The 22,661-nt window shown below is 39.2% G+C and carries 20 protein-coding genes; 18 read left to right on the top strand and 2 right to left on the bottom strand.

Translation table 11 applies throughout. The features are described from left to right. Positions 1-1,097: helicase-related protein (locus ACI4WO_RS00455; RefSeq protein WP_439805591.1), on the top strand; the 1,097-nt coding region annotated here is incomplete at its 5' end. Beyond that, entirely contained in the window at positions 1,094-3,913 is a 2,820-nt protein-coding gene (gene uvrA / locus ACI4WO_RS00450) for an excinuclease ABC subunit UvrA (RefSeq protein WP_439805590.1), read from the top strand. The genes ACI4WO_RS00455 and uvrA, both read left to right, overlap by 4 nt. Here uvrA and ACI4WO_RS00445 read toward each other — a convergent pair. Beyond that, a complete protein-coding gene (locus tag ACI4WO_RS00445; protein WP_439805589.1) occupies positions 3,905-4,336 on the bottom strand; it encodes an acyl-CoA thioesterase in 432 nt (143 codons plus the stop codon). The genes uvrA and ACI4WO_RS00445 overlap by 9 nt on opposite strands. A gap of 184 nt (positions 4,337-4,520) precedes the next feature. Here ACI4WO_RS00445 and allE point away from each other — a divergent pair, with 184 nt between their 5' ends. The 10 genes from allE to alr all read left to right on the top strand — a co-directional run bounded on the left by allE (position 4,521) and on the right by alr (position 14,092). Next, a complete protein-coding gene (gene allE / locus ACI4WO_RS00440) occupies positions 4,521-5,276 on the top strand; it encodes a (S)-ureidoglycine aminohydrolase (protein ID WP_439805588.1) in 756 nt (251 codons plus the stop codon). A gap of 20 nt (positions 5,277-5,296) precedes the next feature. After that, positions 5,297-6,238, top strand: a complete 942-nt coding sequence (locus tag ACI4WO_RS00435) for a 2-hydroxyacid dehydrogenase (protein WP_439805587.1) — start codon at positions 5,297-5,299, stop codon at positions 6,236-6,238. A 16-nt stretch (positions 6,239-6,254) separates the two neighbouring features. Next, positions 6,255-7,499 carry a M20 family metallo-hydrolase gene (locus ACI4WO_RS00430; RefSeq protein ID WP_439805586.1) on the top strand — a complete coding sequence of 415 codons (1,245 nt, stop codon included), beginning with the start codon at positions 6,255-6,257 and terminating at the stop codon, positions 7,497-7,499. A 290-nt stretch (positions 7,500-7,789) separates the two neighbouring features. Next, positions 7,790-8,635 (top strand): D-amino acid aminotransferase, encoded by an 846-nt coding sequence (locus tag ACI4WO_RS00425; protein ID WP_439805585.1) that lies wholly within the window; start codon positions 7,790-7,792, stop codon positions 8,633-8,635. A gap of 13 nt (positions 8,636-8,648) precedes the next feature. Continuing rightward, positions 8,649-9,716: a DUF4392 domain-containing protein gene (locus tag ACI4WO_RS00420; protein WP_439805584.1), complete on the top strand. Its 1,068-nt coding sequence runs from the start codon at positions 8,649-8,651 to the stop codon at positions 9,714-9,716. 17 nt (positions 9,717-9,733) lie between these two features. Beyond that, positions 9,734-10,465, top strand: a complete 732-nt coding sequence (pxpB, locus tag ACI4WO_RS00415; protein WP_439805583.1) for a 5-oxoprolinase subunit PxpB — start codon at positions 9,734-9,736, stop codon at positions 10,463-10,465. Continuing rightward, positions 10,455-11,384 (top strand): biotin-dependent carboxyltransferase family protein, encoded by a 930-nt coding sequence (locus ACI4WO_RS00410; protein ID WP_439805582.1) that lies wholly within the window; start codon positions 10,455-10,457, stop codon positions 11,382-11,384. Before pxpB ends, ACI4WO_RS00410 begins: the two co-directional genes overlap by 11 nt. Before the next feature lie 5 nt (positions 11,385-11,389). After that, the gene (locus ACI4WO_RS00405; RefSeq protein WP_439805581.1) at positions 11,390-12,187 is read left to right on the top strand and encodes a putative hydro-lyase; all 798 of its coding nucleotides are present in this window, start codon (positions 11,390-11,392) and stop codon (positions 12,185-12,187) included. Between the two features lie 6 nt (positions 12,188-12,193). Then, positions 12,194-12,949 (top strand): LamB/YcsF family protein, encoded by a 756-nt coding sequence (locus ACI4WO_RS00400; protein WP_439805580.1) that lies wholly within the window; start codon positions 12,194-12,196, stop codon positions 12,947-12,949. An 18-nt stretch (positions 12,950-12,967) separates the two neighbouring features. Beyond that, complete coding sequence (gene alr / locus ACI4WO_RS00395; protein WP_439805579.1) at positions 12,968-14,092, top strand: alanine racemase; 1,125 nt, start codon at positions 12,968-12,970, stop codon at positions 14,090-14,092. Positions 14,093-14,176: 84 nt separating this feature from the next. Here the strand turns inward: alr and ACI4WO_RS00390 are convergent, their stop codons facing one another. Then, the gene (locus tag ACI4WO_RS00390; protein ID WP_439805578.1) at positions 14,177-14,788 is read right to left on the bottom strand and encodes a DUF1847 domain-containing protein; all 612 of its coding nucleotides are present in this window, start codon (positions 14,786-14,788) and stop codon (positions 14,177-14,179) included. Positions 14,789-15,253: 465 nt separating this feature from the next. Between ACI4WO_RS00390 and ACI4WO_RS00385 the strand changes: the two genes are divergently transcribed. The 6 genes from ACI4WO_RS00385 to ACI4WO_RS00360 all read left to right on the top strand — a co-directional run. Further along, the gene (locus ACI4WO_RS00385; RefSeq protein ID WP_439805577.1) at positions 15,254-16,426 is read left to right on the top strand and encodes a sugar ABC transporter substrate-binding protein; all 1,173 of its coding nucleotides are present in this window, start codon (positions 15,254-15,256) and stop codon (positions 16,424-16,426) included. Between the two features lie 87 nt (positions 16,427-16,513). Then, on the top strand, positions 16,514-18,076 hold the full coding sequence (locus ACI4WO_RS00380) for a sugar ABC transporter ATP-binding protein (RefSeq protein ID WP_439805576.1): 1,563 nt from the start codon (positions 16,514-16,516) through the stop codon (positions 18,074-18,076). 26 nt (positions 18,077-18,102) lie between these two features. Beyond that, positions 18,103-19,176, top strand: a complete 1,074-nt coding sequence (locus ACI4WO_RS00375) for an ABC transporter permease (protein ID WP_439805575.1) — start codon at positions 18,103-18,105, stop codon at positions 19,174-19,176. A 26-nt stretch (positions 19,177-19,202) separates the two neighbouring features. After that, positions 19,203-20,435 carry a M20 family metallo-hydrolase gene (locus ACI4WO_RS00370; RefSeq protein ID WP_439805574.1) on the top strand — a complete coding sequence of 411 codons (1,233 nt, stop codon included), beginning with the start codon at positions 19,203-19,205 and terminating at the stop codon, positions 20,433-20,435. Positions 20,436-20,483: 48 nt separating this feature from the next. Then, entirely contained in the window at positions 20,484-21,893 is a 1,410-nt protein-coding gene (hydA, locus tag ACI4WO_RS00365) for a dihydropyrimidinase (protein WP_439805573.1), read from the top strand. Between the two features lie 30 nt (positions 21,894-21,923). Further along, positions 21,924-22,661, top strand: a 738-nt coding sequence (locus ACI4WO_RS00360; protein WP_439805572.1) for an aspartate/glutamate racemase family protein, incomplete at its 3' end; no start/stop codon positions are given.

Here is a 22,661-nt window from a genome sequence, read left to right as displayed (position 1 = left end):
CTCATTATGATATGGAAATGCTTCAGGAAATAGGCTTTTGCAGCGGTATTGAAAATTATTCCCGTATACTTTCGGGGCGTCCTCCGGGCAGTACGCCAATGACGCTGCTTGATCATTTTCCGAAGGATTTTCTTATGCTTATTGATGAAAGCCATGTTACTGTTCCGCAGATAGGCGGAATGTATGCCGGAGACAGAGCAAGAAAAAATACTCTTGTAGAATATGGTTTCAGACTGCCCAGTGCATTTGACAACAGACCTCTTAATTTTGATGAATTTTATGACCATATCAATCAGGTGATTTTTGTAAGCGCTACTCCGGGACAGTTTGAAAAGGAAAAATCAGAACAGATAGTGGAACAGGTTATTCGTCCTACCGGACTTGTTGATCCGGAAGTTATAGTCAAGCCGGTTCAGGGACAGATTGAAGATCTGCTGTCAGAAATAAATAAGCGTGCGGAAATTGATGAAAGAGTGCTTATAACGACCCTTACTAAAAAAATGGCTGAAGACCTTACGGCATTTCTGGATAATGCCGGAGTAAAGGTCAGATACCTTCACCATGATATTGATACAATAGAACGTATGGAAATTATTAAGGATTTGCGTGAGGGAGAGTTTGACGTTCTTGTCGGAATAAATCTGCTGCGTGAGGGACTTGATATACCGGAAGTATCACTTGTTGCCATTCTTGACGCCGATAAGGAAGGATTCTTAAGGAGTGAAACCTCTCTTGTCCAGACTATAGGACGTGCTGCAAGAAATGCAAAAGGACAGGTTATTATGTATGCTGATTCTGTAACTAAATCTATGGAACGTGCCATAACAGAAACAGAACGCAGACGCTCTATTCAGATGGCATATAATAAGGAACATGGAATTACTCCGAAAACCATAAAGAAAGAAATCAGAAAGGTACTTGAAATTTCTTCAAAGGAAACTGTTGAAAAGAAAACAGGTAAAAAACTTTCCAAGGCAGAAAAAACAGAACTCATTGCAAAGCTTAAGGCTGAAATGAAAGAGGCTGCAAAATTGCTTGAATTTGAGCATGCTGCATATCTCAGGGATAAAATCAAGGAATTAGAGGGAAACAAATGACTGATAAAATAGTAATTAAAGGTGCCAGAGAGCATAATCTGAAAAACATTGATCTTGAAATACCAAGAGATAAGCTTATTGTTATGACGGGACTTTCAGGTTCGGGAAAATCTTCTCTTGCATTCGATACCATTTACGCTGACGGACAGAGAAGATATATGGAAAGCTTATCTTCTTATGCGAGAATGTTTTTGGGGCAGATGGAAAAACCCGATGTAGACAGTATTGAGGGACTTTCTCCGGCAATATCCATAGATCAGAAAACAACTTCCAAAAATCCACGTTCAACTGTGGGAACAGTAACAGAAATTTATGACTATCTGCGTCTTCTGTATGCAAGAATAGGAATACCGCACTGTCCTGTCTGCGGCAGGGAAATAAAGCAGCAGACAATTGATCAGATCGTGGATAAAATAACCGAACTGGAAGACGGAACGAAAATACAGCTTCTTGCTCCTATTGTCAGGGGCAGAAAGGGTACTTATGCAAAGGAGCTTGATCAGGCAAGGCGTTCAGGATATGTCCGTGTGAGAATAGACGGCAGTATGTATGAGCTTTCGGAAGAAATAAAGCTTGACAAGAATAAAAAGCATAATATTGAAATAGTCGTTGACCGTCTTGTTATAAAGGACGGTATAAAATCACGCTTAACTGACAGTATAGAAACGGCAGTTTCACTGTCAGGCGGAATGCTTGCAGTGGATGTAATAGGCGGAGAGGAAATGCTTTTTTCCCAGAGCTATGCATGTCCGGAACATAATATTAGTATTGAAGAACTAAACCCCAGAATGTTTTCATTTAATAATCCTTTCGGTGCATGTCCTAAATGTACTGGTCTGGGAACGTTTTTAAGAATAGATCCGGATCTTATAGTGCCTAACAAGGAACTGAGTATCAGACAGGGAGCTATTAAGGCAAGCGGCTGGAATACTCTTACAGAAGGTTCTATTGCTATGATGTATTATAATGGCATTGCAAAAAAATATAATATCAGTCTTGATACTCCTTTTAAGGATCTGCCTAAAGAAGCAGCTGATGCATTTTTGTATGGTACAGAAGACAGACTGGAACTTAAAATAATTGATTCTTTCGGCGGCGGTGTAAGATACAGTAAATTTGAAGGCATTATAAATAATCTGGAAAGACGATATAAGGATACTGGCAGTGATTATTCAAAAAGTGAAATTGCCGAATGCATGAACGAAATAAATTGTCCGGAATGCAGGGGAGAACGTCTGAAAAAGGAAAGCCTTTCTGTAACTGTCGGCGGAATAAATATTATTGATTTTACAAAGCTTTCTGTTTCAGAAGCACTGGATTTTATAAATAATCTGAAGCTTACTGAACGTGAAATGATGATTGCTGAAAGAATTCTGAAAGAAATCAGAGAGCGTCTGGGATTTTTAAAGAGTGTAGGACTTGAATACCTGACATTATCCCGTTCTTCCGGTACGCTGTCAGGCGGAGAAAGCCAGAGAATCAGACTTGCAACTCAGATAGGTTCTTCTCTTATGGGGGTTCTGTATATTCTGGATGAACCCAGTATCGGTTTGCATCAGAGAGATAATGACAAGCTTATTGCAACCCTTAAGCGTCTGCGTGACCTTGGAAATACTCTGATTGTAGTAGAGCATGACGATGATACAATGCTTGCGGCAGACTATATTGTGGACATAGGTCCTGGTGCTGGTGTAAACGGAGGAGAAGTTGTTTTTGCCGGAACAGTTGATGAACTGCTTAAATGTGAAAAATCAGTTACCGGACAGTACCTGAGCGGAAAGAAAAAAATCCCTCTGCCTGAAAAAAGACGTAAAGGGAATGGGGATTATCTTGTTGTAAAAGGTGCTGCGGAAAATAATCTGAAAAATATAAATGTAAAAATACCTTTGGGTGAATTTGTCTGCGTGACAGGTGTTTCAGGATCAGGAAAATCTTCCCTTGTAAATGAAATTATATATAAGCATCTGGCGGCAAAATTGAACCGTGCAAAGGTAAGGGCAGGAAAATTCAAATCAATAGAAGGTCTGGAATATCTTGATAAAGTTATTAATATTGATCAGTCGCCAATCGGAAGGACACCTCGTTCCAATCCTGCTACCTATACAGGAGTTTTTAAGGATATACGGGAGCTTTTTGCACAGACAAATGATGCTAAAACTCATGGATACGGAGCCGGCAGATTTTCATTTAATATAAAAGGCGGACGCTGTGAAGCATGTGAAGGTGACGGAATCAAAAAGATTGAAATGCATTTTCTGCCTGACATTTATGTTCCTTGTGAAGTGTGCAAGGGAAAGAGATACAACAGGGAAACTCTTGAAGTGTTGTATAAGGGGAAATCCATTTATGATGTATTGGAAATGACAGTAGATGAAGGAGTAAAATTCTTTGAAAATCATCCGAAGATTCTGCGCAAGCTTAAAACTCTTCAGGAAGTCGGACTGGGCTATATAAAAATCGGTCAGCCGGCAACTACTCTTTCAGGAGGAGAAGCACAGAGAGTCAAGCTTTCTACGGAACTTTCAAAACGTGCAACAGGAAGGACAATTTATATTCTTGATGAGCCTACAACTGGTCTGCATACAGCAGATGTCCACAAGCTTATTGAGGTTTTGCAGAAGCTTGCGGACACCGGAAATACAGTATTGGTAATAGAGCATAATTTAAACGTAATAAAAGTAGCTGATCATATAATTGACCTGGGACCTGAGGGAGGTAACGGCGGCGGAACAGTTGTTGTAACAGGAACTCCTGAAGAAGTTGCCGCATGCGAAAATTCATATACAGGAAAGTATTTGAAAGGTTATTTAAAATAGCTCCTGAGGAGATATTTTATCAAATATATCATATATTTCAGGATGGGTCTTTTTGATTCTTAAAGGTTTCATGGACATGTCTGTAAAACAATGGGAGGTGCTTCCGTATACACGGAGCTCTCCTGTTTTTTTATCGCATACCTTATATTGCAGCTGCATTTTAAATCCGTTGAACTGGCTTATTGCCGTATAAATCAAAACAGTATCACCGAACCTTACAGAACTTTTATAGCTGCACTCGGCTGACAAAACAGGCATCATGATTCCGGTTGATTCCATGACATCATAAGGGTAACCTGCCTTTTGCATAAAATCAACCCTTGCTTCTTCAAACCATCTTATATAATTTGAATGATGTATAATTCCCATTTTATCTGTTTCATAATAATGGGCATCTCGTTCATATACATGAATATTTTCCATATTTTATCCTCCGTATTCTTGTGTATTGCCTTTTAATTATAGCACAGCCTGTAAAAAAAGGCAAATTAAAAAGTTTTTGTTGACAATTCCGGATTTTAGTGTTATACTGTATGCGTAATAATTATGCAACGGAGCAGATTTATGTCTGCTCCGTTTTTTGTTTATTGAAAGGATGGTTTGATTTATGGGATATCCCAGTGATGTTTTAAGTTCACGGGCAGTGATAAAACCCGGACTTTTTGCAGTTATTCCCGAAAGCGGACTTGTAAATAATATAATTCCGGTTTTGAAAGGATGCCGTACAAGTATACTTGCTTCACCAAAAATGGGTGCTGGTTTTGTTGAATATGTAATTGAAATTGAACCTGTCGGCGGTACAGTTTCTCCCATGTCTGCTGAAAACGGAGTTGAGTGTTTTCTATATTGTATAAGCGGCAGTATAAAAGCCAATGGCGTAACACTAAGTGATGGCGGATATATTTATTCTCCTCCTGATTGCGGAATGATTTTTGAAAACTGCGGAGATTGCAATGCGAAAATATTATTTTATAAGCAAAAATATATTCCGTTCGGGGATAAGCTTCCATATGAGGTTTCAGGGAATATCAATAATACTGAATACCGTATATATGACGATATGGAAAATGTGCTTATTAAGGATTTTCTTCCTACAGATGATCTTTCATTTGACATGAATATGCATATACTTGCATTTAAGCCCGGTGGCTGCCATCCTTTTGTGGAAACTCATGTTCAGGAGCATGGAGCATATATTCTTACAGGAGAGGGAATGTACCTTATGGAAGATAAGTGGATGCCCATAAAAAAGAACGATTTTATGTGGTTCGGTGCATTCGTTCAGCAGGGTGCATACGGAGTAGGCAGAGAATTATTTTCATATATTTATTCAAAAGACTGCAACAGAGATGTTTTGCTGTAATAAAAAGGAGTTGTTTTACTATGAAGATTGTTGTTATTGAACCGCTTGGAATACCAATGGAAAAGCTTAAAAAAACCGCTGAATCAATTGTAGGCTCAAAGGCTGAAATAGTTTACTATGATACAAAAACTACTGATTCTGCTGAGCTTTCCCGGAGAGGAAGGGATGCAGATATTATTGTTGTTTCAAATCTTCCGCTGAAAAGGGAAGTGCTTGAAAACTGCAAAAACCTAAAAATGATAAGTGTTGCGTTTACGGGTGTTGACCATATTGCAATGGATTACTGCCGTGAAAAGGGAATTGTTGTCAGCAACTGTGCCGGATACTCAACTGAGTCTGTAGCGGAGCTTGTTTTCGGCATGCTTATTTCACTTTACCGTAACGTTATAAAATGCGATACTGCTGTTCGCAGTAATGGTACTAAGGATGGTCTTGTAGGAAATGAAATTCGGGGTAAGAAGTTCGGAATTGTCGGTACAGGTGCAATCGGACTTAAAGTCGCTGAAATTGCAAAGGTGTTCGGCTGCAAGGTCTATGCATATTCCAGAACTCAAAAGTCTGTAGACGGCATTACATACCTGCCTCTTGACAGTCTGCTTGCAGAGTGTGATATTGTGTCGCTTCACGTTCCGCTGACTGAGGAAACAAGAGGACTTATAAATGCTCAGAAGCTTGGACTTATGAAGAAAAACGCTGTACTTATCAATACTGCCAGAGGACCGGTAGCAGATAGTGAAGCTTTAGCAGATGCACTTAAATCCGGAAAAATCGCCGGAGCATGTATCGACGTATTTGAAAATGAACCGCCGATTGACAGCAGTCATCCGCTTCTTAATGCCCCGAATGTCATAGCAACTCCGCATATTGCTTTTGCAACAGCAGAGGCTATGGAAATACGTGCAGGAATGGTATTTGATAATGTTACTGCATATCTGGACGGAAAGCCAGTAAATGTTATGTAAGGGACGGTAAAGAAAAATGATTAAAGCAGATTCATCGGTAATAGAAAAAAATTTAAGAGGATTAAATGAATTTAATTCTACTCCGGAGTTCGGTACAACACGAGTGCTGTTTACTGATACCGAGCTTGCCGGAAGAGAATTTGTAAAAGGACTTATGAGAGATATTGGTCTGGAGGTGACTGAAGACAGTATCGGAAATGTTTTCGGCTGTTTAAAGGGAACGGATTCATCTTTAGCACCGGTATGGACAGGTTCGCATATTGATACTGTCTTAAACGGCGGTATGTTTGACGGCATGGTGGGAGTAATAGGCGGTATTGAAGCTCTCAGAATAATCAAAGAAAGCAAAACAGAGCATAAAAGGGATATTAATGTAATAATATATACTTCTGAAGAACCTACACGATTTGGTCTGAGCTGCCTTGGAAGCCGTGCTATGGCAGGGGAACTGACTCTGGAGGATACGAAGAAAGTTTATGACAAGGACGAAAAAAGCCTTTATGAAGTACTGAATGATCTGGGATATGATTTATCGGGATTTTCTGATATAGTAAGAAAAAACGGTGATGTTTATGCGGCAGTTGAGATGCATATTGAGCAGGGACCTCATCTTGAGAAAGACGGTAAAAAAATAGGGATTGTAAAGGGAATCTGTGCACCGTCAAATTATGATGTTACTGTAACCGGAGTGCAAAGTCATGCCGGAGGTACGTCAATGGAGGACAGGCATGACGCATATATGGCGGCATGTGAGATTTCGCTGATTCTGGAAAAGCTGGCACGGGAAAATACTGCCAGCGAGTATACGACTGCAACCATTGGAAAAATAAAGACAGTACCCGGATCGGTTAACGTGATTCCCGGAGTATGTGAATTTTCAGTTGATATCAGGGATATTGACTATGACAGCAAGAGAATACTTATGGAAAATCTTATGTCATGTTTTCCTGAAATTGAGTCAGAACGTGGAGTTAAAATTGATGTAAAGACTTATAACTGTGATATACCCATTCGCTGTGAAGAAAGAATCACAGATATGATTGAAAAATATACTAAAGAGCTTGGATATTCTTATGAACATCTTATAAGCGGACCGTATCATGATTCGCTTTTTGTCGGACGTTTTGCTCCTGTTGCCATGATTTTTGTTCCCAGCCGCAATGGAATAAGTCACAGTCCCGGGGAATGGACTGATTTTGACGATATAGCAGCCGGAACTGATGTTCTTGCGAGAACGCTTGCGGAGCTTGCAAATGAATAAATGATTTTTTAAGCAGATGAACCACAAAAGAATTTTTTGCTGATTGTGGTTTATCTGCTTTTATTTGCGGTCAGATTTACAGGTACAGAAAAAAATAGCTTTTTCAAATTTATCAGCAAAAATATTTCAGATTTGAAGCCAAAAAGAATTTTTTATACTGTATTTTCAAAAAAACTTTACTTTTTTAAATTTCAGAGTTATTATAAAGCTATAAAAGAACTGTTATAATTTACGCAATGGGGCGGATTTTATGATAGGGCTTTATTTTTTTATGCGGAGGAATTTATCTTATGAAAAATTTGGGATATTATAACGGAAGAATTGGTCTGATAGAAGAAATGATGATTCCTATGACTGACAGAGTATGCTTTTTCGGTGACGGTGTGTATGATGCCACGTATGCCAGAAATCATAAAATTTTTGCGATTGAAGATCATCTGGACAGATTTTATAACAGTGCAAAGTTTTTGAAAATTGAAATTCCTGTGAAAAGGGAAGAACTTAAAGCTGCTCTTGAGGAAATGGTAAACAAGGTTGATGACGGTGAACAGTTTGTTTACTGGCAGGTTACAAGGGGAAACAAGGGACTGAGAAATCATGCCTTTCCGGACAGTGAAGACAAGGCTAGTCTCTGGATCACAATTGAACCCAGAAAAATTGTGGATATCCATAAAAAGGTAAGACTTATCACAATGGAGGATGTCAGATTTTTAATGTGCAATATAAAGACGCTGAATCTTATACCAAGTGTCATGGCGGCTCAGGCAACAAAAGAAGCAGGCTGTGATGAATGTATTTTCCACAGAAACGGCCGTGTGACAGAATGTGCACACAGCAATGTTTCGATTATCAGGGACGGTAAATTTATAACTGCACCTACAGATAATCTTATTCTGCCGGGAATTTCAAGAAAACATATTTTACAGTTTTGCCGTGAATTTGGTATTCCTGTTCTGGAACAGCCTTACACACTTGATGATCTTATGAATGCAGATGAGGTTGTTGTTACAAGCTCAGGACAGCTTTGTCTTCAGGCAATTGAGGTTGACGGCAAGCCAGTAGGAGGAAAAGCTCCTGAAATACTTCAAAAGCTTCAGGATGCGTATCTTGAAAAGTTTATGAAGGAAACAGACTAAGGAGGAAATCACCATGAAAAGGGAAGAAATTTCAAGAATTAATCTGGGGAACAGTCTTGATAAGCTTTCCAATATAGATCCCAGAGGCTATGGGGTATGCAATATTCTTTACAAGGGTGCGAGAGAATATACAAAATATCCTCTTACAATGAATGCAGCAGAAAAGCTTGCAGCAGCTGTAAAGGACGGAAGTCTTGTTTACATTCTGACCGGATTTGTACTGCCCACACATAAAAAGGCTGAAATGGACGGAATTGTAAGTTCTATGCTTCTTGCAAGAGCACTTGTAAAAGGATTTAATGCACGTCCTGTAATAATATGTCCGGAGGATAATATTCCGGCAGTAAAAAGCCTTTCGGCTGTTATGGGACTTCATCTTTTTGAAAATATTGATGATCTTTTCAATTATACAATTTCAATGGGAGTTATAGTATTTCCTAAGGATATTGACGAAGCAAAAAAGCTGACAGACGATTTATGCGGAAAATATACTCCTGACGCCGTGGTCAGCATTGAAGCTCCCGGACCTAATAAATGCGGAGTATATCATAATGCCACCGGACTTGACGTTACAAAGCTTGAAGCCAAGGCAGACATACTTTTTTGCAGACTGAAAGAAGAAGGCATTCTGAATATTGCAATATGCGATCTGGGAAATGAGATAGGAATGGGGACAATAAAGGAACATATTCAGAAATACATACCCTATGCTGCGGATGGTACATGCTCCTGCGGCTGCGGAGGAGGTATAGTTTCCGATGTGAGTGCTGACAATATTATAACAGCTGCTGTATCGGACTGGGGCTGTGCAGGAATGATTGCAGCACTTGCATATATAAAAAAGGATATTGATATTTTACAGGATGAGAATCTTCAGCGTGAAGCGATAATTACGGCTTCAAGAAGCGGAATGATTGATATGACAGGATGGGTTGTTCCGGCAGTGGACGGGGTAGACTGTGAAACAAATGTTCATATACTGAGTCTTATGAGAGATATGGTTAAAAGTACCATTCAGTATGAAAATACGGGAGATAACTGGTATTCAAGGGTTGACAAACTGGGGTTTTTTAAGTCATAATTAATATGGTGATGAAAATGGATGATATTAAATTTCTGATTACTTCTGATACGGCTATGACAGTAGTATTCGGCAGTGAAATAAACGAAGAAACAAACAACATGGTAAATGCTCTTGCAAAAGCACTCAGGGAGAAGCCTTTAAAAGGAGTTACCGGGATTTGTCCGGCATACTGCTCTCTTATGATAAGCTATAATCCGGTTTTGATTTCTTTCAAAAAGCTGAAACGAAAAATAAAATCCTTATGCCGTAAATTATCTGTAGCCGGAAGTGAAAAAAAGAAACTGTGGGAAATTCCTGTCTGCTATGGCGGAGCATACGGCGAAGATCTGGAAGATACTGCTAAACTTCTTGGAATATCGTCCGATGAACTTATAAAACGCCACAGCAGCGTATGCTACAGAATTTATATGCTGGGATTTCTTCCGGGTTTTGCATATCTGGGCGGACTTGACAAAACAATTGCCGCCCCCAGACTTTCCTCTCCGAGAACTGTTATTCCTGCCGGAAGTGTGGGAATAGGCGGCGAACAGACCGGTATTTATCCCATGAAATCTCCCGGCGGCTGGAGACTTATAGGCACAACTCCTCTCGATGTCTATGCTCCTGAACGTCCTCATCCGATTTTATATTCAGCCGGAGATTATCTTAAATTTATACCGGTAACAGAACAGGAATACCTGGAAATAAAAAAACAGGTTGAATCGGGAATATATCAATATAAATGCGGTGATTATTATGGCAGTTAAAATATTAAGAGCAGGACCTATGATGACTGTTCAGGATTGCGGCAGATTCGGATTTGCAGACAAAGGAGTTTCGCAGTCCGGCGTTCTGGATTATTACAGCGCTGCCTGCATAAACTGCATTCTGGGAAACAGCCGTAATGAAGCGGTTATTGAAATGACCATGATGGGCGGAGATTTTGAGTTTGAAAATACGGCTTTTTTCGCACTTGGCGGAGCTGATATGCAAGCTTGTCTTAACGGTCGTGAATGCAGTCTTTATACTGTTTACAAGGCAGAATCCGGTGATGTACTTACAATGGGGTATGCACAGAAAGGCTGTCATGGCTATATTTCTTTCAGCGGCGGTATTGATGTCCCGGTTGTTATGGGGAGCAGGTCAACAAATATGAAATGCGGTATCGGTGGCTTTAACGGAAGAAAGCTTATGACGGGAGATGTTATAAATACTGGTTTTTTAAGCTGTACTGAAGGAATATCTATAGAACCTGAGGATGTTTATGGAGATATTGTTCATGTAGTATCAGGTGCACAGTGTGATATGTTTACTCAAAAGGGAATTGATACATTCTTTTCAGAGGAATACACTGTATCGGGAAATTATGACCGTATGGGATGCCGTCTTCAGGGTACTGCAATTGAAAGTAAGAATGGAATGGATATAATATCTGATGGTATCGCTTTCGGAAGTATTCAGATAAGCTCTGACGGTCAGCCTATAGTTATGCTTGCTGACAGGCAGACTATCGGAGGATACGCCAAAATAGGAGCAGTGGCAACTGCAGATATACCGAAATTTGTTCAGCATAAACCCGGAGAAAAAATAAAATTTGAAAAAATAACAATTAAAGAAGCTCAGAAAATGTATATCAGGCGTGAGAAAGAACTTAATAAAATGTTCAGAAAATACGGAAGGATGTGAAAATAATGCATGATAACTTGATTTATGCGGATAAGACGCCTGCTGAAGTCAGAAAGCTTATTGCTGAGGAAAAAATAACATGGCAGACCTCCGGAATGTGCAGCGGTTATGCTCAGGCAAATCTTGTTATTCTGCCAAAAAGTGATGCATTTGATTTTCTGCTTTTTGCTCAGAGGAATCCTAAATCATGTCCGATTCTTGAAGTGACCGATATGGGCAGCAGGCTTACGAAATTTACAGTAGAAAATGCAGATATTGCCAGGGATATTCCAAGGTATCGTATATTTGAAAAAGGGGAGCTTACAGGAGAATACAGCAATATCGAAAATTTCTGGAGAGATGATTTTGTATCTTTTCTGATAGGCTGCAGCTTTTCATTTGAATCTATGATGCTTGAATCCGGAATACCCGTAAGACATATTGAAGAAGGAAAAAATGTTCCCATGTATAAAACTGATATTGACTGCATGCCTGCGGGAAAATTCAGCGGAAAAATGGTTGTAAGCATGCGTCCCATACCATATAATCAGGTTGTAAAAGCCGTTACTGTTACGGAACAGGTACCGTCAGTACACGGAACACCAGTACACATCGGCGATCCGTCGCTGATAGGCATTAATGATATTTCAAAGCCGGATTTTGGAGACAGTGTAACTATAAATCCCGGAGAGATACCAGTGTTCTGGGCATGCGGAGTTACTCCCCAGTCTGTAATAATGAATTCAAAACCGGATTTTGTTATTACCCATGCACCGGGACATATGTTTATTACAGATATTAAAAATACTGATCTGAAAGGATAAAAATACATGAAAACCATAGATTTAAACTGCGATCTGGGTGAAAGCTTCGGAATGTATAAAATAGGCAATGATTCAGAGGTTATAAAAAATATAACTTCTGCAAATATAGCATGCGGATTTCATGCTTCTGATCCGTCTGTTATGAATAAAACTGTGAAGCTGGCTTCTGATGCCGGAGTGCATATAGGAGCACATCCGGGTTTTCCGGATCTGCAGGGCTTTGGAAGAAGAAATATGAATATCAGTCCATCTGAAATAAGGGATATGATAGTTTATCAGCTGGGGGCACTGGAGGCTTTCTGTCGTGTGCATAACACTAAACTGTGTCATGTAAAGCCTCATGGTGCTTTATATAATATGGCAGTTAAAGATAAGGACATAGCAGAAGCGGTTGTTCAGGCTATAGAAGAATTTGATTCTGAGCTTAAGCTTCTGGCACCTTTTGGAAGTCAAATGACATCTGCGGCTGAAAAACTGGGTATAAGATACGCTTGTGAGGTGTTTGCGGACAGAGCTTATGAAGAGGACGGAACACTTGTTCCCAGAAGCAGACCGGGCAGTATGATTACAGACAGTGATACAGCTGTAAAGCGTGTTATGAGAATGATTACGGAGAATAAGGTACGGACTGTAACGGGAAAAGATATTTTTATAAAAGCAGATTCAGTATGTGTACACGGAGACAGTGAAAAGGCACTGTTATTTACGCAGCAGCTGTGCCATGCATTTGAGGAAAATAATATTGAATTGAAAGCGTTTTAGCCGGGGAAGTGTGTTTAATTGGAAAACAAATATTACAGAGTTCAGGCAGAGGTGAATTTAAAGAATATTCATGAAAATCTTGAGCATGTAAAATATAGAATAAATACCAGTACAAAGCTTATGACAATTATAAAGGCAGACGGTTATGGTCATGGTGCGGCTGAAATTGCAAAGTATATAGACGATATTACAGACGCTTATGGCGTTGCAATATATGAAGAGGGTATACAGCTGAGAAATGTGGGGATCACAAAACAGATACTTCTTCTTGGATATACTTCTCCGGAGGTATATCCCGATATACTGAAATATGATCTTACACCTTCTGTTTTTACATTTGAAGACGCAGTGAAGCTTGATAAGTGTGCCGGAAAATATGGCAAAAGAGCAGTTGTACATATTGCTGTTGACACTGGTATGAGCAGAATAGGATTTATTCCGGGTGAAAAAAGTGCAGATGAAATAAAAAAGATAATCAGTCTGCCGAATATTGAAATTGAGGGTATTTTTACCCATTTTGCCAGTGCGGACTGTCTTGACAAATCCTTTGCCGTAAAACAGCTGGAAAGATTTAATGATTTTTATAATAACTTATGCCGACAGGGAATAAAAATACCTGTACGGCATGTTTCAAACAGTGCGGCAATCATGGAAATGAAATGTAATTTTGAAATGGTAAGAAGCGGAATTATAACATACGGTCTGTATCCCAGCGGTGAGGTGGACAAAAACATGCTTGCCATAAAACCGGCTATGGAGCTTAAAACTCATGTATCTCATGTCAAAACTGTTTCCGCTGGAACAGGCATCGGATATGGCAGTACATTTGTGACTATGGAAGAAACATGCATTGCAACATGTCCTGTAGGATATGCTGATGGATATCCCTATGCTCTTGCAAACAAAGGATATGTGCTTATACATGGTATAAAAGCACCAATTGCCGGTAGAGTATGCATGGATCAGTTTATGATTGATGTTACAGATATAGATGATGTCAGAACAGGGGATGAAGTAGTATTGTTCGGGCGTCAGGGAAATGCATTTATTTCTGTTGAAGAAATTTCAGCACTTGCAGGTTCATTTAACTATGAGTTTGTATGCAATATAAGTAAAAGAGTTCCGAGAAAGTACATTAAGTAATTATGACGAAATTTCCTTTACTCTTTTTCATATAAAGGGCATGCAGTAATGCATGCCCTTGTGATGTTTATTAAATTATATAAATTATTCATTTTCCTTAGGCGGAAAAAATCTGTTTTTCATAAAATTATCACACATATATACACCGCCTAAAGGATTGTGAGCCAAAACTCTGTCCTTGACAGCAAGAACAGATACAGGTGCGTTGGAATATTTGAAAAATAAAGTGTCATGACCTACGCATAATCCTATAACCACATTCAGATCAGTTCCGGCATCATTGAGATATTCAGCCTGACCTATGGGATTGCACATGATTGGTGCATTTCCATTTTCAATATCCAGAAGCTCCTTTTTCTCAATTTTTCCGATTTTGCATATTACAGATTCAGTTTCAAAACCGTTATACCGGAAAATTTTATCTATAACAGCTGCTTCTTTTTCCAGAGCTATACAGAAAGCAAGTCCGATTTTTTTGTAGCCGCATCCCTTTGCAAATTTCATAGTTTCTTCAATTCGTGTGTTTGTGTAGTCCGTTGAGAGGTATCCGGACACACGGGCAATTTTCATATTCTCCTCATTACGGTAAATGTTTTTGATTTGGTCAAAGTTACCGGATTCGGTAGGACATTTTCCTGGAGGAGTTTTGCCGTTTCCGCTGCATGAGTGGATTTTGCAGTTTGCACAGAATAACATAAAGATCAGTTCCTTTCTCTTAAGGACGTGTTGTCCTGAAAATTAATTTTTGCGGTTAAAGTATATCACTTTTATTTTTTTATTGCAACCCCGACTTTAAAAATCAAGGTATAAAACAGTTTTAAAATGACTAATTTAAATATGTTAAACAGAAAATAAATTAGTAAAATGTCGAAAACAGTGAATTTTTTTCGGCAAAAACAGCAAAAAACAAAATTATTTCTATTTTTCAAAAATTTTCTTGACTTTATTGCGCTATGCGAGTATCATATATACATAAAATAAATTTGAACAATGAAACATAAAAAAATAAAGTTTAATAGTTTGTTTCTTAATTAAATTTATTTTGACGCTTTAATAACACTGAATATTGGCAACGGTGCCGAAATTTTCTTAACTGAAAATTTTGGCACCGTTTCAGTTTATCAGGGTTGAATAAGTATTTATGGAAAAGGAGTAATGGTTATGAAAAAGAAAATCTTATCTGCTGTTTTAGCAACACTTATGGTAGGTGCAGTATTTACAGGCTGCGATTCATCATCGGATTCATCAAGTACAGCAGGTTCATCAAGTTCATCTGAAGCAGGAGAAGCTTCCGCATCAGGAGATGTATCAGAGCTTCAGGCTAAAATTGATAAGTATAAGGGTGTACCGGAATTTGATATGGATTCCTTTGAAGGAGAATCATTTGATGCTAAAGCTGCTATGGCAGGCAAGAAATGGATGACAATTCCGGGAACAAGTTCAAACCCGTTTAACCAGACAATATGCGAAGAGATTTGTGAGGTTGCCGGAAAGGTTGGCTTTACATGTGATTTACTTGAAAACCAGGGAGCTGCCGAAGAACATATCGCCGGACTTAACAGTGCTGCACAAAAAGGTTATTCACTTGTAGACCTTCAGGCAGGTCCTACACCTGAAACACTGGGTGCACAGATTCAGGAATGTATGGATAACGGCGTTAAGGTCGTAACTTCACACCTTACAGGTTATGAACAGGAAGTTTCACCGGTTTCAGGAAATATGGGTGCTGGTTATTATGATGTTGCCGGACTTCTGGCAGACTGGGCAATTGTTAATGCCGGTACAGATTGTAATGTTCTGGTTGTAGTTTCTGAAGAAATTACTTCTACAGCATCAATGGAAAATGGTATTAAAGATGAATTTGCAAAATATGCACCTGATGCAACAGTTGATTTTGTAAACGTTGCAATTGTTGACTGGGGTTCAAAGTGCCAGAGTGAAACAGAAAATTATCTGTCAGCTCATCCGGATACAGATTACATCATTTCAATCTATGACTCAGCTACACAGTACATTGTACCAGCTGTAAAGTCTACTGGTTCTTCTGCTAAGATCGTAGCTTATAACGGTACTCCGTTTGCTGTTGACTATGTAAAGACAGGCGATATCGAAATGCTCATTGGTGAAGACCTTCTTACAATTGCCTATGCAACTGTTGACTATGAAATGAGAACAGCTCTTGATATGAAACAGGTTGAAGAGCCTACATTATTCCGTGTATGGACAAGCGAAAACGTTGACGAAGCTCTTAATGCTGACGGCAAATGTGAATATGGTATAGGTTATGGCGAATCAGCTAAGGAAGCTTACGAAAAGATCTGGGGTCTGTCATAATAGTATATTATAATAGTATAGAGCAGATAGAAATATCTGCTCTATATAAAATATGATTTTATTTGTCTTGCGAAGGGATGTGAATTTATGACTAAGGTTGATTATAAAAATATTGATGATGAATATAAAAAGAAAAATGCAACAGTTTTTCTTAAAAACGTTTCTATGACATTCGGTCTTAACAAAGCTCTTGACGGTGTGGATTTAGCAATTATGCCGGGAGAAATTCATGGACTTTTAGGCCAGAACGGCTGCGGAAAATCAACTTTGATTAAAGTACTGTCAGGATTTAATCACCCGGATAAGGGCAGCGAGCTTTACATAAACGGAAACAGCGTTAAGCTTCCTATTGATCCGGACATGCTCACAAAATACGGTTTGAGTTTTGTACATCAGGATTTAGGTCTTGTGCCTTCACTGAGTGTACTCGAAAATTTGCGAAATGTACAGATTTTTTCAAGCGGGGCTAAAATTCACTGGAAAAAGGAACGTGCTGCCGCAGAAGAAATACTGAATAGATATAATATCAAGGTTAATCTGGATGCTAATATTGAATCATTAAACCAGGTTGACAAAGCGATGATTTCAATAGTACGTGCTGTTGAAAGTATCAAGGGAAGAAGTGACGGAAGAGGCTTGCTTGTACTTGACGAGCCTACTGTATTTCTTACCAAAACTGAGGTTGATACCCTGTTTAAGCTTGTAAGAGAGATAGCGTCTGAGGGACTTGGAGTTTTGTTTGTTTCTCATGATCTTGATGAGGTTATGGAGATCACAGATATTATTACAGTTTTAAGAGACGGTGTAAACAGCGGTGAAGCAATTACAGCTGAAACCACTAAAGACGGTGTAATTGAAATGATCCTTGGAAAGAAGCTTTCTTCCTACGTTAAAGAAAATACTGATTATCACTATGAGATACATCCCGACGCAGTTAAATTCAATCACATTAAAGGCGAAACCATTCGTGATGTAAGTTTTTCAGTTAATCCGGGAGAGATTGTGGGAGTAACTGGTCTGGTAGGTTCCGGATTCGGAGAAATACCGTATGTTCTTTTCGGTGCGAATGAATTTAAGGGCGGAACCATGGAAATCCATAATAAGGAAATTGATCTTGCAGATTATAATATGAAAAAAGCAGTTTCTGATAATATTGCACTTATTCCTGCCGACCGTCCTCATAAGGGAGGTATTATGGATCTGCTTATTGAAGAAAATGTTATGATGCAGGTTCATAAGAAATATCATCCGTGGAGACTGCAAAGCAGGGAAATGAGAAAAAAAGCAGAGGATTTAAATGAGCAGTATGCAGTTTATCCTAATGATGTCAAGCTGAATTTCGGAAATCTGTCAGGTGGAAATCAGCAGAAAGTCCTTCTTGCAAAATGGCTTCAGGAAAGACCGGATTTGCTGATACTTCACGAACCTACTCAGGGTGTTGACGTAGGTGCAAGACAGCAGATATATCAGCATATTGACAAGGCTGTAAAACATGGAACAGCAGTAGTCTGTGCAAGTTCAGATTATGATCAGCTTGTTCAGATTTGTGACAGAGTAATAATTTTTGTAAGAGGAAAAATTATTAAAACTCTTGTAGGTTCTGAAATCACTAAGGAAAGAATTACTCAGCTGTGTTATAACAGCAACTAAATTTATAATGAAAGTAGGTAATTAAATTGGCTGATAACAGAAGCGCAATAAGAAATACCAGAGGCGGCGGAGTAAGCGGCTTCATTCAGAAATATTCCGTTATCATTGCATGGGTTATAGTAATTGCTGTTTTTGCAATTACAAGCGGAGATCTCTTCTTTAACTGGAATACACTTTCACTTATTACAGGCACACGTTCGGTAGTTGCCATTCTCGCACTTGCGGTTATGATTCCGCTGACGGCAGGAGATTATGATATGTCAGCGGCGTATACAATGACTCTTGCAAATATGATTACCGTATATCTGGCGGTGGAAAAAGGTGTAAATGTGTGGCTGGCAGCTCTGCTGTCAATTGCAGTCGGTGTTGTAATCGGTTTTGTAAACGGTATTTTCGTTGTCAAAATCGGAATTGATCCGTTTATTGTTACAATGGGTGTCGGTACATTTTTAGCAGGTATAACACTCTGGATTTCCAACAAAACTCTTTCAGGTACTGAACTTGAATCACTTCAGAAAGTATGTATAGGAAAGATTTTCAATATTCAGTATATTTTCTTCTATTGCCTTATTCTTATGCTTGTTTTATGGTATATTTTTGAACATACCTCTATCGGTAAAAAGATTTTGTTTATTGGTCACGGCAAAGATGTTGCAAGACTTTCCGGTGTTAAGGTTGATAAAATCAGATGGGGATGTCTCATCGCATCATCAACTCTTTCAGCATTTGCAGGTGTTATGTATTCAGGTGTAACAGGAAGTGCTAAATCAGGTTCATGTAATGACTTCCTTATGCCGGCATTTGCAGCTGTTTTCCTGGGTACTACATTTATTAAACCAGGACGTTTCAATCCTATTGGTGCATTTATTTCAGTATATTTCCTGGAAACTGGTATCAGAGGACTTTCACTTCTCGGATTTTCAACATATATCCAGAACATCTTCTATGGTGCTGCTCTTGTACTGGCTGTTGCAATTTCTGCAATTATCAAGCAGAAAAATGTCAAGGCTGACAAGGCAAAGAAAATGGCAGCTCTTGATTCTGATGATTCGGGAACTGATAAGAAAGAGAGTCCGGAAACAGTCGCCTCAAATAGCTGATTATATTCAAGGGAGGATTACAATAAATGGAAACCAATTTTTCCAGAATAAAGGAAACTATTACGGATATGTCCAGATTCAATTCTGAGGGACCTGGTATTTCACGATTTTCCTACAGCCGTGATGATCTCAAGGCAAGAAAATATCTTCTGGATATTTGTGAGAGTATCGGACTGAAGGTAAGAGTGGACGCTGTAGGCAATATTTTCGCAAGATATGAGGGCTTGCAGCCGGAGCTTGAACCGGTTGTTTCCGGATCGCATATTGACTCTGTCAAAAGCGGCGGAATGTTTGACGGCATTGTCGGAAGTGTTGGCGCACTGGAATGTGCAAGGGTAATGAAAGAAAATAATTTCGTTCCCAAAAGACCCTATGAGGTTGTGTTCTATGCGGAAGAAGAGGGTTCGAATTTTCAGGTGCCTGTAATGGGAAGCAAAATTCTCACAGGAAAGCTTGGAATTGAAGATCTTAAAAAAATGAAAACATTAGACGGTGAAACGGCTTATGATACTATTAAAAAAGCAGGTTTCAATCCGGATAAAATTCCTGAGGACGTGATTGAAAAAGGGAAAATAAAGGCAAGCCTTGAACTGCACATTGAACAGAGTGTAAGACTTGATCTGGAACACCATACAATAGGAATTATTGAGGGTATTGCCGGCTGTCAGTGGTACAGAGTTACCTTTAAAGGCAAGCAGAATCATGCGGGAGCAACACCGATGCATTTGAGACAGGATCCTATGTGCGCTGCTTCTGAATGCATTTCCAAAATAAAGGATATGGCAAAGGAAACAACAAAAACGGCAGTTGCTACAGTAGGATTCATTGAAGCAAAGCCTAATATTCCCAACGCTATTCCGGCAGAAGTTTCATTTACAGTTGATATTCGTGATATTTCAAATAAATCAATGGATGATATTGCAATCAGACTTAAAAAGGAAGCTGAAAAAGCAGCAAAAAACAATGGCTGCGAGGTAACATGTGAATGCGGTGCGACCTCAAATGCAATTGAAATCAAGGATTATATGAAAAATATTATGAAAGATGAAGCTGAAAAACTTGGTCTTGATTATATTTTCATGCCAAGCGGAGCAGTTCATGATTCAAATTATATGGCTGAAATTACTGATGTAGGAATGATTTTTGTCCCTAGTATCGATGGCAGAAGCCATGTTCCGGAAGAAAAAACCAGTTTTGAGGATATTAAAGCAGGAGCAGACCTTTTGCTTAATACAATATTAAAGCTTACTGAAGAATAAATTAAGGCGTTATTAACGCTTTAAAAGTACAGAAAGGATAAGATTATTATGAAAAGCACACTTATTAAAAACGGTACAATTGTAACCGCCAGCGATGAATTTGTTGGAGACGTATTCATGAAGGACGGAAAGATCGAACTGGTTGGTAAGAATCTTGACGTTGCAGCTGATGAAGTTGTTGATGCAACAGGCAAGTATGTTATGCCGGGCGGCGTTGACCAGCACACACATTTTCTTTTCAAGATGGACGATTCAAGATGCGTTGGCTGGGAAAGCTCCTCAGCAGCAGTTTGCGGCGGTACAACAACTGTAGTTGATTTCGTAAATCAGGAAATCGGTAAAAGCCTTAAAACATCAGTTGATAATTATGTGAGAGATGAAATTGGTGATCAGGCTTGCTGCGACTATGCTTTCCATACAGTTGTATATGATCCGACAGATGAGCTGTTTGATGAAATCAAGCATCTTCCTGAATATGGTATTACCTCAGTAAAGCTGTTTATGGCTTATAAGGGTCAGGCTTATCACATGGAAGACGGTTCAGTTTTAAGAGCTTTGCAGGCTGCAAAGGAAGCTGGCGTTACAATTATGGTTCATGCTGAAAATGCGGAAATGATTGCAACACTTCAGCAGCAGACAATGGACGCAGGTATTACAGGCCCTTATGGACATGCTGTTTCAAGACCTCCTATTGTTGAAGAGGAAGCTGTAAGAAGAGCTGCATATTTAGCAGAGCTTGCAGATGCTCCTATTTATATAGTACATGTTACAGCAAAAGGTGCTATGGAAGTTATCCGTGATGCATATTCAAAGGGTGTCAAGATATTCGGTGAAACATGTACACATTATCTGACTGTAACAACAGATGTGTTAAAATCAACTTCTCCTGAAAACGGTGAATTTGAAGGTGCTAAATACGTTTGCTCACCTGCTCTTCGTTCACAGGAGCATCTGGATGCAATGTGGGAAGCTGTTAAGAAAGGCTGGCTGAATGCTATTTCTTCTGACCATTGTGCATTCAACTTTGAAGAGCATAAGAAGAGAGGTCTTGGTGACTTCAGAAAGATTCCTAACGGCTGTGCAGGTGTTGAAAACAGAATGCAGATGGTATGGACATACGGTGTTGAAACAGGTAAAATTTCAAAGCAGCAGTTTGTTGAGCTTTGCTGTACAAACCCTGCAAAGATTAATGGTATTTATCCTCAGAAGGGTACTCTTGCACCTGGATCAGATGCAGACGTTCTGATTTACGATCCGGACAGTGAATCAGTAATTTCAATGGCAACAAGCCATCACAAGACAGACTACGAACCATTTGAAGGCAGAGTAGTAAAAGGTCATCCAAGCAAGGTTTACCTCAGAGGCGAGCTGGTTGTTGAAGACAGTCAGTATGTAGGAAAAGAGGGAACAGGTAAATTTGTTACCAGCAAACCTTATGGTCTTGCATATCAGAAGTAATAATTTTGCTGTGAAGTATGGAGAAGAAATGTGAAGATAAAAATAATAAATCCTAATACTACTCAGGCTATGACAAACGGTATTTTAAAGGCGGCGCTTTCAGCAGCGTCACCCGGTACCGAAATTAAAGCAGTAAGCCCGGACAAGGGTCCTGTAAGCATAGAATGCTGGCATGATGAAGTTTTTGCCGCTGCCGGTGTTGTTGAGGAGGTTCATAAAGGTGAAACTCTTGAGGGCGGATATGATGCATATATAACAGCCTGCTATGGAGATCCCGGAATAAATCCGGCAAGAGAGGTAACCGACAAGCCTGTAGTGGGAATTGCAGAAGCTTCAATGCACCTTGCAACTTTTGTAGCTTATCAGTTTTCAGTTGTAACAATTCTTCCGAGATGGAAAATGGTTATGGATGAGGTCGTGCACAGATACGGACTTGAAGGAAGATGTGCTTCAATCAGATGTACGGACATGGAAGTACTGGAATTTGAAAGCAATCCTGAAAAAGGTGCTAAAGAGCTTTATGAAATGAGTTTAAGAGCGATAAATGAAGATAAAGCAGAAGCAATATGCTTAGGCTGTGCCGGGATGGTGGAATTTGCCGATGATCTTCAGAAAAAACTCGGTGTTCCAGTATTTGACGGTGTGACGGCTGCTGTAAAGGTCGCTGAAGCATTGGTCAGTCTGAACAAGAAAACCTGTAAAAAGCTTTATTATAATTATCCGAATCCCAAAGAATATAAAAATTCTCCTGAAATAATTATCCCTAAG

Origin of the sequence: Porcipelethomonas sp. (assembly GCF_051893655.1) — a bacterium.
Taxonomy (GTDB): Bacteria; Bacillota; Clostridia; order Oscillospirales; family Ruminococcaceae; genus Porcipelethomonas.
This window is presented reverse-complemented; position numbering and strand designations above follow the sequence as displayed.